This is a genomic window from Simplicispira sedimenti, from assembly GCF_022760965.1.
Taxonomy (GTDB): domain Bacteria; phylum Pseudomonadota; class Gammaproteobacteria; order Burkholderiales; family Burkholderiaceae_C; genus Simplicispira; species Simplicispira sedimenti.
Window position 1 is genome coordinate 33,982 of record NZ_JAKVIJ010000006.1, and the last position, 17,133, is coordinate 51,114.

The window sequence follows — 17,133 nt, forward strand, 5'->3', positions numbered from 1 at the left end:
CGCTTGCGTGACAAGGCGGCAGCCACCTGCGCCGCCACAATCGCGCCCCATGGGAACGCTCTACCTCGTGCGCCACGGCCAGGCCTCGTTTGGCGCAGACGACTACGACCAACTCAGCCCCTTGGGTCTGCAGCAAGCGCAGCGCCTGGGCGCGCACTGGCTTGCGCACGGCCAGCGCTTTGACACCGTGCTCATGGGCACGCTGCGCCGCCATGCGCAAACCCTGGACGGCATCGCCCAGGGTCTGCCCGGCCTGCCTGCGCCGCAGGTGTTGCCCAGCCTGGACGAATACGACAGCCTGGCGCTGATCCGCGCCATCCATACCGAGCCGCTGCAAAAACCCAATACGCCCGAGCTGTACCGCCACCACTTCCGCCTGCTGTGCGACGCCATTGCGCAGTGGATGGCCGGCGTCATCAGCCCCCAGGGCATGCCGAGCTGGGAGGACTTCTCACTCGGTGTGCGCCGCGTGCTCGACCAGGTGCGCCGCGACCACGCTGACCAGAACGTGCTGCTGGTCAGCAGCGGCGGCCCCATCTCCACCGCCGTGGGTGAAGTGCTGGGCACCGCGCCCGAGGTGACCATTGCACTGAACATGCGCATCCGCAACAGCGCCGTCACCGAGTTCAGCGTGAGCCCCAAGCGGCTGATGTTGCAAACCTTCAACACCCTGCCGCACCTGCATGCTGCGGAGCATGCCTCGTTGGTCACCCACGCCTGAAACCGGAGCATCGAGCCGTCCGCCACCTGGGCGGCAGCGTCCAAAGCCAATCCAAAGCTTGCGGGCCGACCATGGCGCCACCATCGTTTGGAGGCGCTTTTCATGCTCGATCTTGTTCCCCGTTCTCCCCGTACTTCCCTTCATCGGCGCAGGTTTCTGGCGGCGCTGGGCGTTGCACCCGCGTGCCTGGGTGGCCTGCTGACCGGCTGTGGCGGCGGTGACGACGACCCGCCCTCTGGCCCCGCAGACATCAGCGCCCAAGAGGCCGCCAAGGCGGCGGTGGCCCAAGGCATCGTCGGCGCGCTGTGCCAGTACTTTGAAGGCACAGCCTCGCAGCCCCCACAGCTGGGCACGGCGGGGGTTCGGCGCCTGGGCCAGGCCAGCAGCGTGCAGGCCAGCGATCCGTTTGCCATTGGCTCCACCACCAAGGCCATGACGGCCGCACTGGCCGCGCGCCTGGTGGACAGCGGCCGCCTGCGCTGGGAGTCCACGCTGGAGCAGATGCTGCCTGCGCTGGCGGCAGACATGCGGCCGGTGTACCGCAGCGTCACCTTGCGCCAATTGCTGGCGCACCGCAGCGGCTTGATGGCGTTCCAGAGCGGCGCCGATGTCGAGGCCCTGGAAAACAGTTTCGGGGAGGACATCCCTGACAACGTGGCTGCGCAGCGCCAGTTGTTCGCGCGCTGGGTGCTGGCCCAGGCGCCCCTGGCCGGGATCCGGCCCGGCGTTGACTATGCCTATTCCAACGCCGGATACACGGTGGTGGGCGCCATTGTGGAGGCCCATACGGGCCAGCGCTACGAAGACCTGTTCACCACGCAGCTGGCACGCCCCCTGGGCATGCAGCACCCCTGGCGCGACCCCTTCACTGGCGACAGCCTGCCGGTGGCCGGCCATTTCGGCAGCCCCGGAAAACTGAGCGTCCACCAGCCGTCCGACCCGCTGGCCGACATCCTCACGCGTCTGATGGCGCCTGCGGGAACCTCGCTGCACCTCAGCGCAGCCGACTATGGCCTGTGGCTGCAATGGCACATGCGCGCCATGGCGGGCCAGCCCACCCCCTTGCCCGCCAGCTATCTGGGCGCCCTGCGCGCAGCCCAGGACGAGGAGTACCTCATGGGCTGGATCGCCCGCAAACGCGTGGCCACGCCCATGCTGGTCCATGACGGCAGCACCTTGGGATTCCAGTCGCTGGCGTGGGTGGACTGGGATGGCCTGGGCGGCGGCCACCTCTGGGCCAATTGCGCCGAAGGCGGCGGCAGCCCGTGGGTGAGCACCGCTTTGATCGCGCTGATGGAAGGCATGCGCCGGCACTACCGCCGCTGACCCCTGCCGCAGCGCACACCGTGCGACACAATGCACCGCATGACCACCCCTGCGCCCCAGCCACCGCGCCATGGTTCCCTGCGGACCCAGGCATGGGCTGCCTGCGCGCGCCTGCAGGGCAGCGCCTTGCTGCGCCCGTCCCTGTTCAAGCGGCTGCTGGGCGTGCAGTTGCTGGTGTTTGGCGCGCTGCTGGCGGTGCTGCTGTCGCTGACCCTCATGCTGCTGCTCGCGCGCGGCAATGGGGGGTTGGACACCGACCTCAAGCTGCTGGCCCAGGCCCTGGCGCGCACCAGCAGCCTGAACCCCACGCCCGATGGCATCGCTGCGGCGGCAGAGCACATCACCGCCCTGCACCTGGAAACGGCGGACACTGCGATCTCGCCGGACGAACTGGGTTGGCAGGTGTGGCACAAAGACGGCCGCTTGCTCGCACGCTCCGCCAACCGGGACAGCCTGCCGGACTTCCCACCCGGCAGCCTGTCCACGAGCGAGCGGTCAGAGCACCCGGGCTGGATCCTGCTGGCCGCCTGGGACCCTGCGCAGCAGCTCTATGCCGTGTTCGCCCAGTCCAGCCAGGTCACCACGCGGCTGCTGGACCGGACGTTCAAGGGCATGCTGCCCACGACCATGGTGATCGTTGCCACCGTTTTTGCGGCGCTGTGGCTGGCCATGCGGCTGGGGCTCCAACCGCTGGCGCAACTGGCACGCCAGTTGTCGCAGCGCGACCCGCAAGAGACCACCGAGCTGGCAAACGCCCCACCCCACGTCGAACTCGCGCCCATGGTGCACGCCCTCAATGCGCTGCTGGCCCGGGTGCGCTCGCTGCGCGCCGCAGAGCATGGCTTCTTTGCCGACGCAGCCCACGAGCTGCGCACCCCGCTGGCAGCCATCAACGCACAGGCGCATGCCTTGACCATGGCATCGTCCGCTGGGCAGCGCGCTGCCGCCCTGCAAGCCCTGCAAGGCGGCGTCGAACGCGCTGCCAATGTGCTGGACAAGCTGCTCACCCTGGCACGCCTGGACCACACGGTCACCCTGGGCCCACAGGCTACCGCCCTGCACCGGACCGACCTGGCCGCCTTGCTGCGCGACACCCTTGCCATGCAGGCCTCGCGCACGGCCCTTTCGCAACACACGCTGGATCTGGACGCACCCACCGAGCTGTGGGCACCCGCAGACGCGCCCGCCCTGGCCGCAGCACTGGACAACCTGGTGGACAACGCGCTGCGCTACACCCCACCGGGATCGCAGGTGCGCGTGCGCCTGGCGGCAGAACCACCGCAGGCCCTGATTGCGGTGGAAGACAGCGGGCCTGGCATTGCCGCGCAGGACCGTGTGCGGGTGTTCCAGCGCTTTGAAAGAGGCCCGCACAGCGACGGCATCAGCGGCTGCGGTCTGGGGCTGGCCATTGTGGAGCGCGTGGCCGCAGCGCACCACGGCAGCGTGGCCCTGGACGCCAGCCCCGCGCTGGGCGGTGCCCGCTTTTGCATCCGAATTCCCTTGAATAACCATGGCCATCTTGCTCGTTGAAGACGACCTGGACCTGGGACGCGCGCTGCAGCAATCCCTGCAGGCCACCCATTGGCCCACGGTCTGGGTGCGCCATGCGCAACAGGCCCGCAGCCACGCGGCGCAGGGCAACCTACATTGCATTTTGCTGGATCTGACGCTGCCCGACGGGGACGGCCAACTGCTGCTGACCGAGTGGCGCAGCGCGCGCATCCAAACCCCGGTGCTGGTGATGACGGCACGGGACGCGCTGGCCGACCGCCTTAAAGCATTGCGCAGCGGTGCCGACGACTACGTCATCAAGCCCTTTGCCACCGAGGAGCTGATCGCACGCGTCCAGGCCCTCATTCGCCGCAGCGGCGGCCACACCCAGCAGCGCTGGCAGGTGGGCGATCTGTGTCTGGACGAAGTCACCGCGCAGGTGAGCATTGCCGACCAGACCATTGCGCTGACGCCGCGCGAAGCCGCCATCCTGCGGGAACTGGCCCTGGCACGGGGCCGTGCGGTGTCCCGCGAGACCCTGATGGACAGAGTGTGGGGGCTGGGGGAGACGCTCAGCGATGGCGCCATCGAGTACCAGATCCACGGCCTGCGCCAAAAACTGGGCAGCCAACGCATCTGCACCTTGCGCGGCGTGGGGTATGCGCTGGTGAGCCAAGGCACCCACCAGTGACAGCCGTGCCCGCAGGGCGATGAGATCACCCAGGCGCGGGGGCCAGGGTCTGCGCGGGCAGCGCGTGCAGCTCTTGCAGCAACTGGGCCAGCGCCTGCGCCGCCGCCAAGACCAGGGCGCGGCCCTTGTCGGCGCTGGCTGCACGGGCATCGCCCACGGCTCCTGCGGGGTGGTAGTCCTGCATGGCCCAGCCCATCTTGGCGCTCTTGCCGTCGCCCAACATTGCATGCTGCGCAGCCCGGTCCTGTGAGCTGGAGCGCCACTGTGCTGCGTGCTCCATGCGCACCGTGGCGGGTGCCAGGTGCAGCATCATCGAGGTTTCCACCGCCCCGCCGTGGATGCCAAAGCGCTGCTCCTCGGCGCTGAACAAGGCCTGCACCTCGGGCGGCTGGGGCAGGCTGAACCAACTGCTGCTGTACACCAGCAGGCCGTGGTGCTGGCGCAGCTCACGCGCCACGATGTCCATCACCGCCACGTTGCCTCCGTGGCCGTTGAGCAGCAACAGCCGCTTCACCCCAGCGCGCGCCACGCAGGCGCCGATCTCGGTCCACAGCGCGATCACCGTGGCGGGCGACAGCGACAGCGTGCCGGGGTAGGCCAGGTGCTCCGTGCTCAGGCCCACCACCTGCGGCGGCAGGAACAACGCCGGCAAGGGCTCGGGCAACAGGGGCAGGGCCGCATCGATCACGCCTTGGAGCAGCGTGGCATCGACACTCAGCGGCAAATGCGGCCCGTGCTGCTCGATGGCGGCCACGGGCAGCACGGCCACGGTCTGCGCGGCCAGGGGGCTGGCCTGCAGTTGTGCGAAATCGCGCGTGGTGAGCTCGGCCCAGAAGCGCGAGGGCAGGGAGAAGGCGGCTGCGGTCATGCCCGCCATGGTAGTTCAGTGCAGCAGCCAGTACAGCAAGTGCCCCGCGCCCAGCGCCAGCAGCAGGCCCAGCGCCCAGGCAGTGGAGCGGGTGCCCACCCCCCGGCGCCGCTGGGCCGCGCCGAATGCGAGCGCCATCACCAGCACCACGGCCCACAGCCCGGCCAGCACCACCCAGATCACGCCCACGAAGGTGCAGCCAAAGCTCTCGCAGCGCAGTTGCCAGGTGCTCCAGGCCAGCACGGCCAGGCCCACGGTGAGCACCAGCAGCCCGGCCCCGGCGTGGCGCAGCAGTCCGGCCCAGGCGCGCTGCACGTGGGACGGGGGGGTGTTTGCAACGGCAGGGTCGGTCGCCATCAGGCGGGCAGAACGATCTCGTCCTGGTGGTTGGCAATGTGGAAGGCGTGCGCCCGGGCGTACTGCGCCTTGTCCAACCGGCCGTAGGCAAAGTGCGGCGCCAGCGCTCCGCTGTGCCCATCGAAGCGCGCAATGGCCGCGCGCAGCCGTGCCACTGAGGCGGTCAGGTCACCGGGCAGCGCCAGTGGGGGCGCACCGGGGATGGGTTCGTCCAGCCCGTGGCTCATGCGGCCGCGCCACTGGAAGACGGCGAAGGCCGCCGCGCCCAGGGTGTTCTGGAACAGCGCACTGCGCGGCTGGGGATAGCCGTCCAGGCTCATCTCGATGCTCTGCGCCAGGTGCTCCAGCACGGCCGGCAGGGGCCAGGCGCCGGTGGTGCGTGCGCCCTTGGCGGCCGCCACGCGGTCAAGCCAACGCAGGGCATCTGCCAGGTTGTCCACTTTGGGCAAGTCGGCCCATGCCGCCAGGGGCGTCAGCGCCAGCGGCGCCTGCAAAAGGGTGCGTCGTTTCATGCCGCGCATGGTAAGGCTTCGCACTTGTTCTCGCTCGCGGCGGCCGCTGACCGACAATACGGCCTGAGCGGCGGGCGCCTACCCCCGCGTTCAGCCCCGGAACCAAAGCGCGCCGCTGCGCTCCCACAGGACGACCATGTCCCGCTTCAGCCTTCACCGTTGTCTCACTGCTCTTGTTTTCATAGCTGCTGCCGCAGGATGGACGAGCGCAAACGCCCAATTCAGCAACAAACCGGCCGCCGCCACGGGCAGCGTGGTCAGCAGCCCGCAGGTGCGGGCCGAACTCATTGCCCACGCGCCCGAGGGCCTGGGGCCGGGCAAACTGGCGTGGCTGGGCCTGCGCATTGCGCACCAGAAGGACTGGCACACCTACTGGAAGAACCCCGGCGACTCCGGCCTGCCCACCGAACTGCGCTGGGAGCTGCCCCCCGGCATGGACGCGGGCGAGATCGCCTGGCCCGTTCCGCGCCTGTTCCGCATCGGCCGACTGGCCAATTACGGCTATGACGGTGAAGTGCTGCTGGTGGCTCCGCTGAAGATGCCCCAGGAACTGCCGCCCGCCCCTGGCGGTATGGGCACGGTGCGCATCGGGTTGCACGCCACCTGGCTGGCCTGCCGCGTCGAGTGCATCCCCGAAGAAGGTCGGTTGGTGCTGGACCTCCCCATCCAGGGCACCACCGCCATGCATGCCGCTGCGTTCGCGCAGGCCCAGGCCGCGCAGCCCGTGCCGCTGCAGGGCAGCAGCCAAGTGCGCGTGGAGGGCGAACGCCTCAAACTCAGCGTGCAAGGCCTGCCCGAGGCACTGCGCGGACAGAAGCTGGAGGTGTTCCCGGAAACGCCTGCCGTTCTGATCCCGGCGGCCGTCGAGGGCAAGGACTGGACCCAGGCCTGGGAAGGCAACACCTGGACGGCCAGCCTGCCGCTGTCGCCCGAGCGCGGCAAGGCGCCCACCCAACTGCCCCTGGTGCTGGCCCCTGCGCAGCCATCGGCCGCCCAGGATTCCGGCAGTCCGCAGGGCTGGCACACCGTCGCAGCCATCGAGGGCGCCTGGGCGAGCGCCACCACCGCCGAGGTCTCGCCCGCACTGGCGGCGGCGCTGCAAGCCAACCAGGCGGCGGCGCAGCCTCCCGGCGGCGCTCCAGCGCCCGCGGGTGGCAGCTTCTGGTTCGCCCTGTTGGGGGGCTTGCTGGGCGGCATGCTGCTCAACCTCATGCCCTGCGTATTCCCGGTCCTGGCCATCAAGGTCATGGGCTTTGCCCGCCACGGCAACCACCTGCCCGCCCAGCGCGTGGGTGGCCTGGCCTACACCGCTGGCGTGGTGCTGTCTTTCCTGGCGCTGGGCGGACTGCTGCTGGCGCTGCGCGCGGCGGGTGAGCAACTGGGCTGGGGCTTTCAGCTCCAGTCGCCTGCCGTGGTGGCGCTGCTGGCAGGCCTGTTCACCCTCATCGGGCTGAACCTGGCAGGCCTGTTCGAGTTCGGCCAGTTCCTGCCCAGCCGCGTGGCCACGCTGCAGGCGCGCCATCCGGCGGCCGACGCTTTCCTCACCGGCATGCTGGCTGTGGCGATTGCCTCGCCCTGCACCGCGCCCTTCATGGGGGCGGCGCTGGGGTTTGCCGTGGGCCTGCCCGCACTGCAGGCGCTGGCTGTGTTTGGCGCATTGGGCGTGGGCATGGCCCTGCCTTACCTGCTGGCAGCCTGGGTGCCTGCGGTGGCGGGCTGGCTGCCGCGCCCCGGCGCCTGGATGGACACGTTCCGTCGCGCCATGGCCTTCCCCATGTTTGCCACGGTGGTGTGGCTGGTGTGGGTGCTGGGCCAGCAAAGCGGCATCGACGGCGCAGGCGCGCTGCTGGCGCTGCTGGTGGCAGGCAGCAGCCTGGTGTGGGCGCTGACGCTGCGCGGGCGCAGCCGGACGGTGCTGGCCACGGTGCTGCTGGCCTTGACCGCCTGGCTGGCGGGCAGTATCGGGCCGCACATCACCCGCCCTGCCCTGGCAGCGGTACCTGCCACGGGGCAGGCCGCTGCCGGCGCCGACTGGCAGCCCTGGTCGGCCCAGCAGGTACAGGACCTGACGGCGGCAGGCAAGCCGGTGTTCATCGACTTCACTGCCGCCTGGTGCATCACCTGCCAGTACAACAAGCGCAATGCACTGGCCGATGCGCAGGTACTGGCCGACTTTGCGGCCAAGGGCGTGACCCTGTTGCGCGCCGACTGGACGCGGCGCGACCCTGCCATTACCGCCGCCCTGGCCGACCTGGGCCGCAACGGCGTGCCGGTGTACGTGCTCGTGGCGCCTGGCCGCACACCGGTGGTGATGAGCGAGATCCTGAGCGTGTCGGAGCTGCGGGCGGCGCTGGCCGTGCTCTGATTTCTGCCGACAAGCGCCCCGCGTTCTGCAGGGTCTTGTAGTTAGGCTGTCACATCGGGTTGTTGCAATAGCGGCAAGCCGTCGGGTCCTCCTTGCGAGGCGCCGACGCGCTTGCCTTTTCAACAACTACCGGAATGACTCCATGAATAAATCCCTGATCGCCCTGGCTGTTCTCAGCTCCGTTGCGTGCATCGCCTCGGCCCAGTCCAACGTGACCCTGTACGGACGCCTCGACGCTGGCCTGGGCAAGGCCTTCGGCGGCCAGTCGCAGATGATCGGCAACTACAAGGAAACCTCCATGTGGGGCGTGCGTGGCCAGGAAGACCTGGGCGACGGCATGAAGGCGTCGTTCAACTTTGAACAAGGTATCAACATCGAAGACGGCGCCCTGACGGGTGGCGCTACCGGCGCCTGGAACCGCGCCGCCTGGCTGGCCCTTGGCGGCGGCTTCGGCGAGTTCGCGATGGGACGCATGACCACGGCGCAGAACCGCACCATGGGCACGTTCGACCTCAACGGCACGGCCAACAACACTTCGGCACTGAAGAACCTCGGCCTGGACGCCGACGGCTCCTTGGGCGGCAACCGCGCCAACAGCCAATTTCTTTACACCTCGCCCAAGCTGAACGGCTTTCAGGCGCGCGCCGCAGTCGTCATGAAGCAGGACAAGGCGGCCCCCGCCGCAGGCGCCGCAGACACGCGCAAGGGCTCGTACCAGCTCGCCGCCAGCTACCAGAACGGCCCCCTGAGCCTGGGCGCCGTGGTGCAGAGCAAGATGGCCGAAGGCGCCAACAACCGCACCGGCTATGCCCTGGGCGCGCGTTACGACTTCCCCTCGGTGCGGGTGAGTGCGCTGTACACGCAAGACGAATCCAAGACCACCGGCAAGGGCTTTGGCCTGGGTGTGGCCGTACCGCTGGGCGCCTGGGTGCTGGGCGCGCAGGTGGCCCGCATCACCGACAACCCCAACCCCGCACGCGACGGCGCCATGGCTTATGAGCTGTTCGCCAACTACCACCTGTCCAAGCGCACCATGATGTATGCAGGCTACGGCAACCTCAACAGCGCCGGCAAGGCGGTCAAGGGAACGACCGGCTCCAACACCTTCGGCGTGGGCCTGTTGCACCGCTTCTGAACGCCGGCGGCACACGCCGCCTGCCCAGACTGCCGTCGCCTACCGGGCCGACGGCCCCATCCAACGCCGCGCCCTGCGCGGCGTTGCCGTTTCTGGCGCCCCCTCTGCATCCCCACAGCACCCCGAAGGATGCCCGGGACCGGCAAGCGGCCGTACGGCCAAAAAAAAGAGCGGCCTGTCAAGCCGCTCTTTCTCTGGTCACTCGCTCAGAAACCCCTGGTACAGACTGCGCAGCACCGTCCCCTCCACCAAGGGTATGGCGGGTGCGCGTGGCATGCCTGCAAAAGCCATTGTGTGCCCAGCGTATGACATGGGCATGACCAGCACAGCCGCCTTCCGCATGCGTACACTGGAACGCATGAGCCGCACCCCCGACACCATCAGCACCCTGCGCGACGTGCTGGGCCGCTGCCGCACCATCGCGGTGGTGGGCCTGTCGCCGCAGTGGCACCGCCCCAGCTTCTTCGCCGCCAAGTACATGCAGGCGCATGGCTACCGCATCGTGCCGGTGAACCCGGTCGTCGCCCGAGACGGCGGCTGCATCCTGGGCGAGCGCTGCTACGCGAGCCTGCACGAGGCCGCGCAGGCCATCGCCCGCCAGGGCGAGCGCATCGACATGGTGGACTGCTTCCGCAAGAGCGAAGACATCCCGCCGCTGGCCGAAGAGGCTGTGGCCATCGGCGCGAGCTGCCTGTGGCTGCAGCTCGGTGTGCGGCATGAAGAAGCCGCCCAGCGCGCCGAGGACGCGGGTCTGCAGGTCATCCAGAACCGCTGCGTGAAGATCGAGCATGCACGCCTGTTCGGCGGCCTGGGCTGGATGGGCGTGAACACCGGCGTCATCTCCGCCAAGCGGCTGCGGCAGCTCCCTTATTGATAGCTTCCAGCGCTTGCCAGATAAGCGCTGGAGGCACTTTTGAATCACAAACCATGGCCCACCCCCCTTCTTCCGGCAGCGACCACGCCTTCGGCTTCGGTACCCGTGCCATCCACGCCGGCGCCCAGCCCGACCCGGTGACCGGCGCGCGCGCCACGCCCATCCACCAGACGACCAGCTTCGTGTTCGACGACGCCGAGCACGCCAGCAGCCTGTTCAACCTGCAGACCTTCGGCAACGTCTACAGCCGCATCAGCAACCCCACGGTGGCGGTGCTGGAGGAGCGCATCGCCAACCTGGAGGGGGGCCGCGCCGCGCTGGCCTGCGCCAGCGGCATGGCCGCGCAGATGGCGGCGCTGCTGGCCATCCTGAAGGCCGGCGACCACATCGTCGCGGCCAGCACGCTCTACGGCGGCACGGTGGGCCAACTGGGCGTCGGGTTCAGCCGGCTCGGCATCGAGACCACCTTCGTCGACCCCGCCGACCCCGCGAACTTCGCGCGTGCCATGCGCCCGAACACGCGCGCCGTGTACGGCGAGACCATCGGCAACCCGCTGGTCAACGTGCTCGACATTGCCGCCATCGCGGACGTGGCCCATGCCCACGGCGTGCCCCTGGTCATCGACAACACCGTGGCCAGCCCCTACCTGTGCAACCCGCTGCAGTTTGGCGCCGACATCGTGGTGCACAGCGCCACCAAGTACATCGGCGGCCACGGCACCACCATGGGCGGCGTGGTGGTGGAGGGCGGCAAATTTCCCTGGGACAACGGCAAGTTCCCCGAGATGGTGGAGCCCAGCCGCGCCTACCACGGCGTGAAGTTCTACGAGACCTTCGGCGACTTCGGCTACACCATGAAAGCGCGCATGGAGGTCAACCGCACCTTCGGCGGCGTGCTCTCGCCGCTCAATGCCTGGCTGCTGCTGCAGGGGGCCGAAACGCTGCACCTGCGCATGCGCGAACACTGCCGCAACGCGCTGAAAGTGGCGCAATTCCTGCAGGGCCACCCGAAGGTGCGCTGGGTCAACTACCCGGGCCTGGCCGGCTCGCCGTACCACGCGCTGGCGCAGAAGCAGTTCCGCGCCGTGGACGGCGCGCCGGGCGCCTCGGGCATCCTCACCTTCGGCATCGAAGGTGGCGCCGCGGCCGGCGAGAAATTCATCGACGCCTGCGAATTCCTGAGCCACCTGGCCAACATCGGCGACGCCAAGACGCTGGTGATCCACCCCGCCTCGACCACGCACCGACAACTCAACGAGGACGAACTCGCCCGGGCCGGCGTGAGCGCCGACATGGTGCGCCTGAGCGTGGGCATCGAGGACGTGGACGACATCCTCTGGGACATCGACCAGGCGCTGGAGCGCGCCACCCAGGCGTGAGCCGCCCGCCGGCGGCCCGGCGCTACCCAGCGGCGCTGGCGGCCCCTGTCTCCAGCCACCCGGATAATCCTGCCCCATGGCACTTATCACTCTTCTCAATGCGCAGCTCGCGTTCGGGCATGTCGCATTGCTGGACCACACCGGCTTTTCCCTCGAAACCAATGAACGCGTCGGCCTGATCGGGCGCAACGGCGCAGGCAAGTCCTCACTGCTCCGGATCCTGGGCGGACTTGCCAAGGCCGACGACGGCACGCTGCAGGTGCAGCAGGGCACGCGCATCGCCTTCGTCGAACAGGAACCCGCGCTGGACCCGGACGCCACCATCTTCCAGGCCGCCTCCGCCGGACTGGCCGGGGTGATAGCGCTGCGCGAGCAGTACCTGGCCCACGCTGAGGGCGTGGACCTGGACGCGCTGCAAACCCAGATCGAGGCCGCCGACGCCTGGAACTGGGAACAGCGCGTGCAGGAAACCCTGCAGCGCCTGCACCTGAACCCCGACGCGCGGGTGGGCGACCTCTCGGGCGGCACCAAGAAACGCGTGGCGCTGGCCCAGGCGCTGGTCGCCCGGCCCGACGTGCTGCTGCTGGACGAGCCGACCAACCACCTCGACCTGGATTCCATCCGCTGGCTGGAGGATCTGCTCCTGGATTTCAAGGGCAGCGTGGTCACCATCACCCACGACCGTGCGTTTCTGGACCGTATCGCCACCCGCATCGTCGAACTGGACCGGGGCATCCTGCGCTCCTACCCGGGCAACTTCGCCGCCTACGTCCAGCAAAAGGAGGAGCAACTGGCCCAGGAAGCCGTCATCAACGCCAAGGCCGACAAACTGCTGGCCCAGGAGGAAATCTGGATCCGCAAGGGCGTGGAAGCGCGCCGCACCCGCAGCCAGAGCCGCATCGGCCGCCTGGAAAAGCTGCGTGAAACCCGCGCCGCGCGCCGCGAGGTGGTCGGCAAGGTGAAGATGGAAGTGGGCACCGGCAGCGACAGCAACTACCAGGGCAAGATCGTCGCGGAGCTGCAGCATGTCAGCAAAGCCTTTGGCGACAAGGTGATTGCCAAGGACTTCAGCGCCACCTTGCTGCGCGGCGACAAGATCGGTCTGCTGGGCCCCAACGGCGCTGGCAAGACCACGCTGCTGAAAATGATCCTGGGTGAACTGGAGCCCGACAGCGGTACCGTCCGCCGCGGCGCCAACCTGCAGGTGGCCTACTTCGACCAGCTGCGCGACGCCATCGACCTGGACGCCACGCTGGAAGACTTCATCAGCCCCGGCAGCGAGTGGATCGAGATCAACGGCCAGCGCAAGCATGTGCGCAGCTACCTCGGCGACTTCCTGTTCTCGCCCGCGCGAGCCCATTCGCCGGTGCGGTCCCTCTCGGGTGGCGAGCGCAACCGCCTGCTGCTGGCCCGCTTGTTCGCCCGCCCCGCCACGGTGCTGGTGCTGGATGAGCCCACCAACGACCTGGACATCGAAACCATCGACCTGCTCGAAGAATTGCTGCAGGACTACCCCGGTACCGTATTCTTGGTCAGCCACGACCGGACGTTTTTGGACAACGTGGTCACCAGCACCATCGCCTACGAGGGCGACGGCGTGTGGCGCGAGTTTGAAGGCGGCGTGGAAGACTGGCTACAGCAATCCCTGCGCAGCCAGGCCCTGCGTGCCGCCGCTGCCACGTCCCCGGGCGCCAGGCCTGCCAGCGAGCACAAGGACAAGGGGGAAAGCAGCCCGCAGCCGCCACAGGATGGACGCAGCACGCTACAAAAAAAGAAGCTCAGCTACAAGGAGCAACGGGAGCTGGAGCAACTGCCCGATCGCATCGCAGCGCTGGAGACCGAACAGCAAGCCATCCAGCAGGAACTGGCCGACGGCAGCCTCTACACCCGCGACCCCCAACGTGCCACCGCCCTGCACACCCGCGAGGGGGAGATCGAGGAAGAACTGCTGCTGGCGCTGGAGCGGTGGACGGCACTGGCGCCGTGAGGCGGAGCATCCCTCCTGAGGGTCCGCCCCACCTCTACCTCAACGCTCTGTCGGTGCCTGCTGCGACGAGCGAGCGGCCCCGCTGGTCGTGCGCAGCGACAGGATGATGGAGCCCGCAATCAGCACGGCCGTGACCAGCAGGGCATAGCCGATCGGGATCTTGTAAACGTCGATCAGCAGCATCTTGCTGCCGATGAAGACCAGCACCAGGGCCAGGCCATAGGCCAGCAGGTGAAAGCGGTTGGCCAGATCGGCCAGCAGGAAGTACAGCGCGCGCAGGCCCAGGATGGCGAAGATGTTGGCCGTGAGCACGATGAACGGGTCACTGGTGATGGCGAAGATGGCCGGAATGCTGTCCACGGCAAAGATGATGTCGGTGGTGCCGATGAGCACCAGCACCACGAACAGCGGGGTGTAGTGCTTCACGCCATTGATCATGGTGCTGAGCTTTTCGCCATCGAACTGGTCGGTGATGTTCATGTGCCTGCGCAGGAACCCCAGAACCGGGTTGGACGCAATGTCCGACTCCTGCGAGGCGGCAAACCACATCTTCACGCCCGTGAAGACCAGGAAGGCACCAAACACGTAGAGCAGCCAATGGAACGTGGCCAGCAGCCATGCGCCCACCAGGATCAGCGCTGTACGCAGCACGATGGCACCGATGATGCCGATGATGAGCGCCCGTTTCTGGTATTGCTGCGGGATGGCGAAGTAGTTGAACAGCACCAGAAACACGAAGATGTTGTCCACCGACAGGCTCTTTTCCACCAGGTAGCCCGTGATGAACTGCATGGACACCGTGTTGGCTACCTCACGGCCCTGGTGGGTGTCCAGATACCACCACAAAAGGCCCACAAACACAAACGCCAGCGAGAACCACAACAGGCTCCAGCGCACGGCCTCCTGCATTGTCACCGTGTGGGCGCCCTGGCGCTCCATGACCCACAGATCGATGGCGATCGCCACCACCACAAAAAGGGCGAAGCCCGCCCACATCCACCAGGTACCGATCGTTTCCATGTATCGCTTCTTTGAACTTGAATGCCTTGCCGAAGGTGCGGGCAAGGGAAGCCCGTGAATGTAAAACGGACCGATTTCGTTTAAAACCTACCTCCAACTGGCATTTGGTTCGGTTTTTACGAACCATGTCGCAACCCAACCCCGAGGCCACCCCCATGCCGCAGAGCTTCAACTACCGCCATCTCTATTACTTCTGGGTGGTGGCCAAGGAAGGTGGCATTGCCCGTGCAGCGCAGCGGCTGGACATGGCGGTGCAGACCATCAGCGCCCAGGTGAGGGAACTGGAGAAGTCCCTCGGCGTAAGCCTGCTGCGCAACGAAGGGCGGAACCTGGTACTGACGGACGCTGGCATGGCGGCACTGCACGAAGCCGACCACATCTTTGCCCTGGGCGAACTGCTGCCCATCCGTGTGCGCGAGGCCGCCGTCGGCCAGACCCTGCGGCTGAACCTGGGCATCTCCGACGGCATTGCCAAGCTGGCCGTGCACAGGCTCTTGCGCACTGTGCTGGAAGAGCCCCACCTGCGGCTGCTGTGCCACGAGGGGGAGTTTCAGCCGCTGCTGGGCGAACTGGCGCTGCACAAGCTCGATGCCGTGCTCGCAGACCGCGCAGCGCCCACCAACCCCCACCTGCGCGCCAGCAGCCAGCTGCTCGGGAGCAGCGCCATCGCCTGGTATGCGCCCCCGTTGTGGGCCGAAGCAGCGGCACACCAGTTTCCGCACAGCCTGGCGGTGGTCCCCGTGCTGCTGCCCACGCACCATGCTGCGGTGCGCGCACGCATGGACCACTGGCTGGAACAGGAACGCATCCGCCCACGCATCGCCGGGGAGTTCGAGGACAGCGCCTTGCTGAGCACCTTCGCCACCAGCGGCATGGGCGTGATGCCCGCACCGATCTCGCTGGGCAACCACCTGCAGCAGACCTTCGGCCTGGTCCAGATCGGCGCCACACCCGAAGTGAGCGAAGAATTCCACCTGATCTACAGCGCCCGCAAGGTCATGCACCCCTTGGTGACCCGCTTGTTGGAGACCGGCCCGCAGGAACGACTCCTGAACCCGCAGGCAGCGTTGCAAGCACCCCCATGACCGCAGGCGTGGCAGGGACAGCCAAGCCTGGAATGAGAGAATGGCGGGCATGAGCACCTCCTTCGCCCCCCTCACCAACGACACCTTCCTGCGCGCCTGCCGCCGCCAGGCCACCGACTACACCCCCCTGTGGCTGATGCGCCAGGCGGGCCGCTACCTGCCCGAATACAAGGCCACGCGCGCCCAGGCCGGCAGCTTCATGGGCCTGGCCATGAACGTGGACTACGCCACCGAGGTCACGCTGCAGCCGCTCGAGCGCTTCCCGCTCGACGCCGCCATCCTGTTCAGCGACATCCTCACCGTGCCCGACGCCATGGGCCTGGGCCTGTCGTTCGCCGAGGGCGAGGGCCCGCGCTTCGCCCAATCGGTGCGCACCGAAGCCGATGTGGCCCAGCTCGCCGCACCCGACCTGGACAAGCTGCGCTACGTGTTCGATGCCGTCACCAGCATCCGCAAGGCCCTCAACGGCCGCGTGCCGCTGATCGGCTTCTCGGGCAGCCCCTGGACGCTGGCCTGCTACATGGTCGAAGGCAAGGGCAGCGACGACTACCGCCTCGTCAAGACACTGATGTACAGCCGCCCCGACCTGATGCACCGCATCCTGGCCGTGAATGCCGACGCCGTGGCGCAGTACCTCAACGCCCAGATCGACGCGGGTGCCCAGGCCGTGATGGTTTTCGACAGCTGGGGCGGCGTGCTGGCCGATGGTGCTTTTCAGGACTTCAGCCTCGAATACACCAAGCGCGTGCTCGCGCAGCTCAAGCGCACCGGCGTGGACGGCCAGGACGTGCCGCGCATCGTCTTCACCAAGGGCGGCGGTATCTGGCTCGAAGACATGAAGGACATCGACTGCGAGGTGCTGGGCCTGGACTGGACGGCCAACCTCGGCAAGGCGCGCGCCATCGTCGGCGGCCAGGTCGGCGGCCCCGGCAAGGCGCTGCAGGGCAACATCGACCCCAACGTGCTGTTCGCCCCGCCGGCGCAAATCGTCACCCAGGTGCACGCCGTGCTCGACAGCTTCGGCAAGCCGCACACCGACCGCAGCACCACCGGCCCCACGCACATCTTCAACCTGGGCCACGGCATCAGCCAGTTCACGCCGCCCGAGCATGTGGCCGCGCTGGTCGAGGCCGTGCACAGCCACTCGCGCGCGCAGCGCCAGCGCTGAGCGCACCAGGGCCTGGACTTATGCACACCTTCCGTGCAGCGCGTTCTGCGTCATCCGGGCTTTCCCTGGGTCCATGTAACGGCATCACGCAGCGGCCGCACACACGTAAGTGCTTGATTTTGAATGGATCGCTGCATTGCCCATGAAGCACGCA

15 protein-coding genes are annotated in these 17,133 nt (G+C 68.0%); 11 read left to right on the forward strand and 4 right to left on the reverse strand.

All coding sequences use genetic code 11. The annotated features are described in order from the left end of the window. Positions 1–49: 49 nt before the first annotated feature. The 4 genes from MJ602_RS08125 to MJ602_RS08140 all read left to right on the forward strand — a co-directional run bounded on the left by MJ602_RS08125 (position 50) and on the right by MJ602_RS08140 (position 4,229). Complete coding sequence (locus tag MJ602_RS08125) at positions 50–721, forward strand: histidine phosphatase family protein (RefSeq protein ID WP_162015113.1); 672 nt, start codon at positions 50–52, stop codon at positions 719–721. A 102-nt stretch (positions 722–823) separates the two neighbouring features. Continuing rightward, positions 824–2,047: a serine hydrolase domain-containing protein gene (locus MJ602_RS08130; RefSeq protein ID WP_162015112.1), complete on the forward strand. Its 1,224-nt coding sequence runs from the start codon at positions 824–826 to the stop codon at positions 2,045–2,047. A gap of 39 nt (positions 2,048–2,086) precedes the next feature. Next, positions 2,087–3,577 (forward strand): sensor histidine kinase, encoded by a 1,491-nt coding sequence (locus MJ602_RS08135; RefSeq protein WP_243020309.1) that lies wholly within the window; start codon positions 2,087–2,089, stop codon positions 3,575–3,577. After that, complete coding sequence (locus MJ602_RS08140) at positions 3,558–4,229, forward strand: response regulator (RefSeq protein WP_243020310.1); 672 nt, start codon at positions 3,558–3,560, stop codon at positions 4,227–4,229. Before MJ602_RS08135 ends, MJ602_RS08140 begins: the two co-directional genes overlap by 20 nt. 25 nt (positions 4,230–4,254) lie before the next feature. Here MJ602_RS08140 and MJ602_RS08145 read toward each other — a convergent pair whose 3' ends face one another. From MJ602_RS08145 to MJ602_RS08155, 3 genes are read right to left on the reverse strand one after another with little or no spacing between them, the layout of a single operon-like run. Continuing rightward, positions 4,255–5,097 (reverse strand): creatininase family protein, encoded by an 843-nt coding sequence (locus tag MJ602_RS08145; RefSeq protein ID WP_243020311.1) that lies wholly within the window; start codon positions 5,095–5,097, stop codon positions 4,255–4,257. A 15-nt stretch (positions 5,098–5,112) separates the two neighbouring features. Next, positions 5,113–5,454 (reverse strand): hypothetical protein, encoded by a 342-nt coding sequence (locus MJ602_RS08150; protein ID WP_243020312.1) that lies wholly within the window; start codon positions 5,452–5,454, stop codon positions 5,113–5,115. Then, entirely contained in the window at positions 5,454–5,966 is a 513-nt protein-coding gene (locus tag MJ602_RS08155; RefSeq protein ID WP_243020313.1) for a DUF1569 domain-containing protein, read from the reverse strand. Before MJ602_RS08155 ends, MJ602_RS08150 begins: the two co-directional genes overlap by 1 nt. A gap of 136 nt (positions 5,967–6,102) precedes the next feature. Here MJ602_RS08155 and MJ602_RS08160 point away from each other — a divergent pair, with 136 nt between their 5' ends. The 5 genes from MJ602_RS08160 to abc-f all read left to right on the forward strand — a co-directional run bounded on the left by MJ602_RS08160 (position 6,103) and on the right by abc-f (position 13,706). Next, the gene (locus MJ602_RS08160; RefSeq protein WP_243020314.1) at positions 6,103–8,331 is read left to right on the forward strand and encodes a protein-disulfide reductase DsbD family protein; all 2,229 of its coding nucleotides are present in this window, start codon (positions 6,103–6,105) and stop codon (positions 8,329–8,331) included. 142 nt (positions 8,332–8,473) lie between these two features. Further along, positions 8,474–9,466, forward strand: a complete 993-nt coding sequence (locus MJ602_RS08165; RefSeq protein WP_162015105.1) for a porin — start codon at positions 8,474–8,476, stop codon at positions 9,464–9,466. Between the two features lie 358 nt (positions 9,467–9,824). Then, positions 9,825–10,340 carry a CoA-binding protein gene (locus MJ602_RS08170; RefSeq protein ID WP_243020430.1) on the forward strand — a complete coding sequence of 172 codons (516 nt, stop codon included), beginning with the start codon at positions 9,825–9,827 and terminating at the stop codon, positions 10,338–10,340. 53 nt (positions 10,341–10,393) lie between these two features. Continuing rightward, a complete protein-coding gene (locus MJ602_RS08175) occupies positions 10,394–11,719 on the forward strand; it encodes an O-acetylhomoserine aminocarboxypropyltransferase/cysteine synthase family protein (protein ID WP_243020315.1) in 1,326 nt (441 codons plus the stop codon). A 76-nt stretch (positions 11,720–11,795) separates the two neighbouring features. Continuing rightward, positions 11,796–13,706, forward strand: a complete 1,911-nt coding sequence (gene abc-f / locus MJ602_RS08180; protein ID WP_243020316.1) for a ribosomal protection-like ABC-F family protein — start codon at positions 11,796–11,798, stop codon at positions 13,704–13,706. A 39-nt stretch (positions 13,707–13,745) separates the two neighbouring features. Here the strand turns inward: abc-f and MJ602_RS08185 are convergent, their stop codons facing one another. After that, on the reverse strand, positions 13,746–14,726 hold the full coding sequence (locus tag MJ602_RS08185; protein ID WP_162015103.1) for a TerC family protein: 981 nt from the start codon (positions 14,724–14,726) through the stop codon (positions 13,746–13,748). 155 nt (positions 14,727–14,881) lie between these two features. On the opposite strand from MJ602_RS08185, the gene MJ602_RS08190 reads away from it, so the two are divergent. Next, on the forward strand, positions 14,882–15,811 hold the full coding sequence (locus MJ602_RS08190) for a LysR family transcriptional regulator (protein ID WP_243020431.1): 930 nt from the start codon (positions 14,882–14,884) through the stop codon (positions 15,809–15,811). A gap of 49 nt (positions 15,812–15,860) precedes the next feature. After that, the gene (gene hemE, locus MJ602_RS08195) at positions 15,861–16,979 is read left to right on the forward strand and encodes a uroporphyrinogen decarboxylase (protein ID WP_243020317.1); all 1,119 of its coding nucleotides are present in this window, start codon (positions 15,861–15,863) and stop codon (positions 16,977–16,979) included. Positions 16,980–17,133 lie beyond the last annotated feature (154 nt).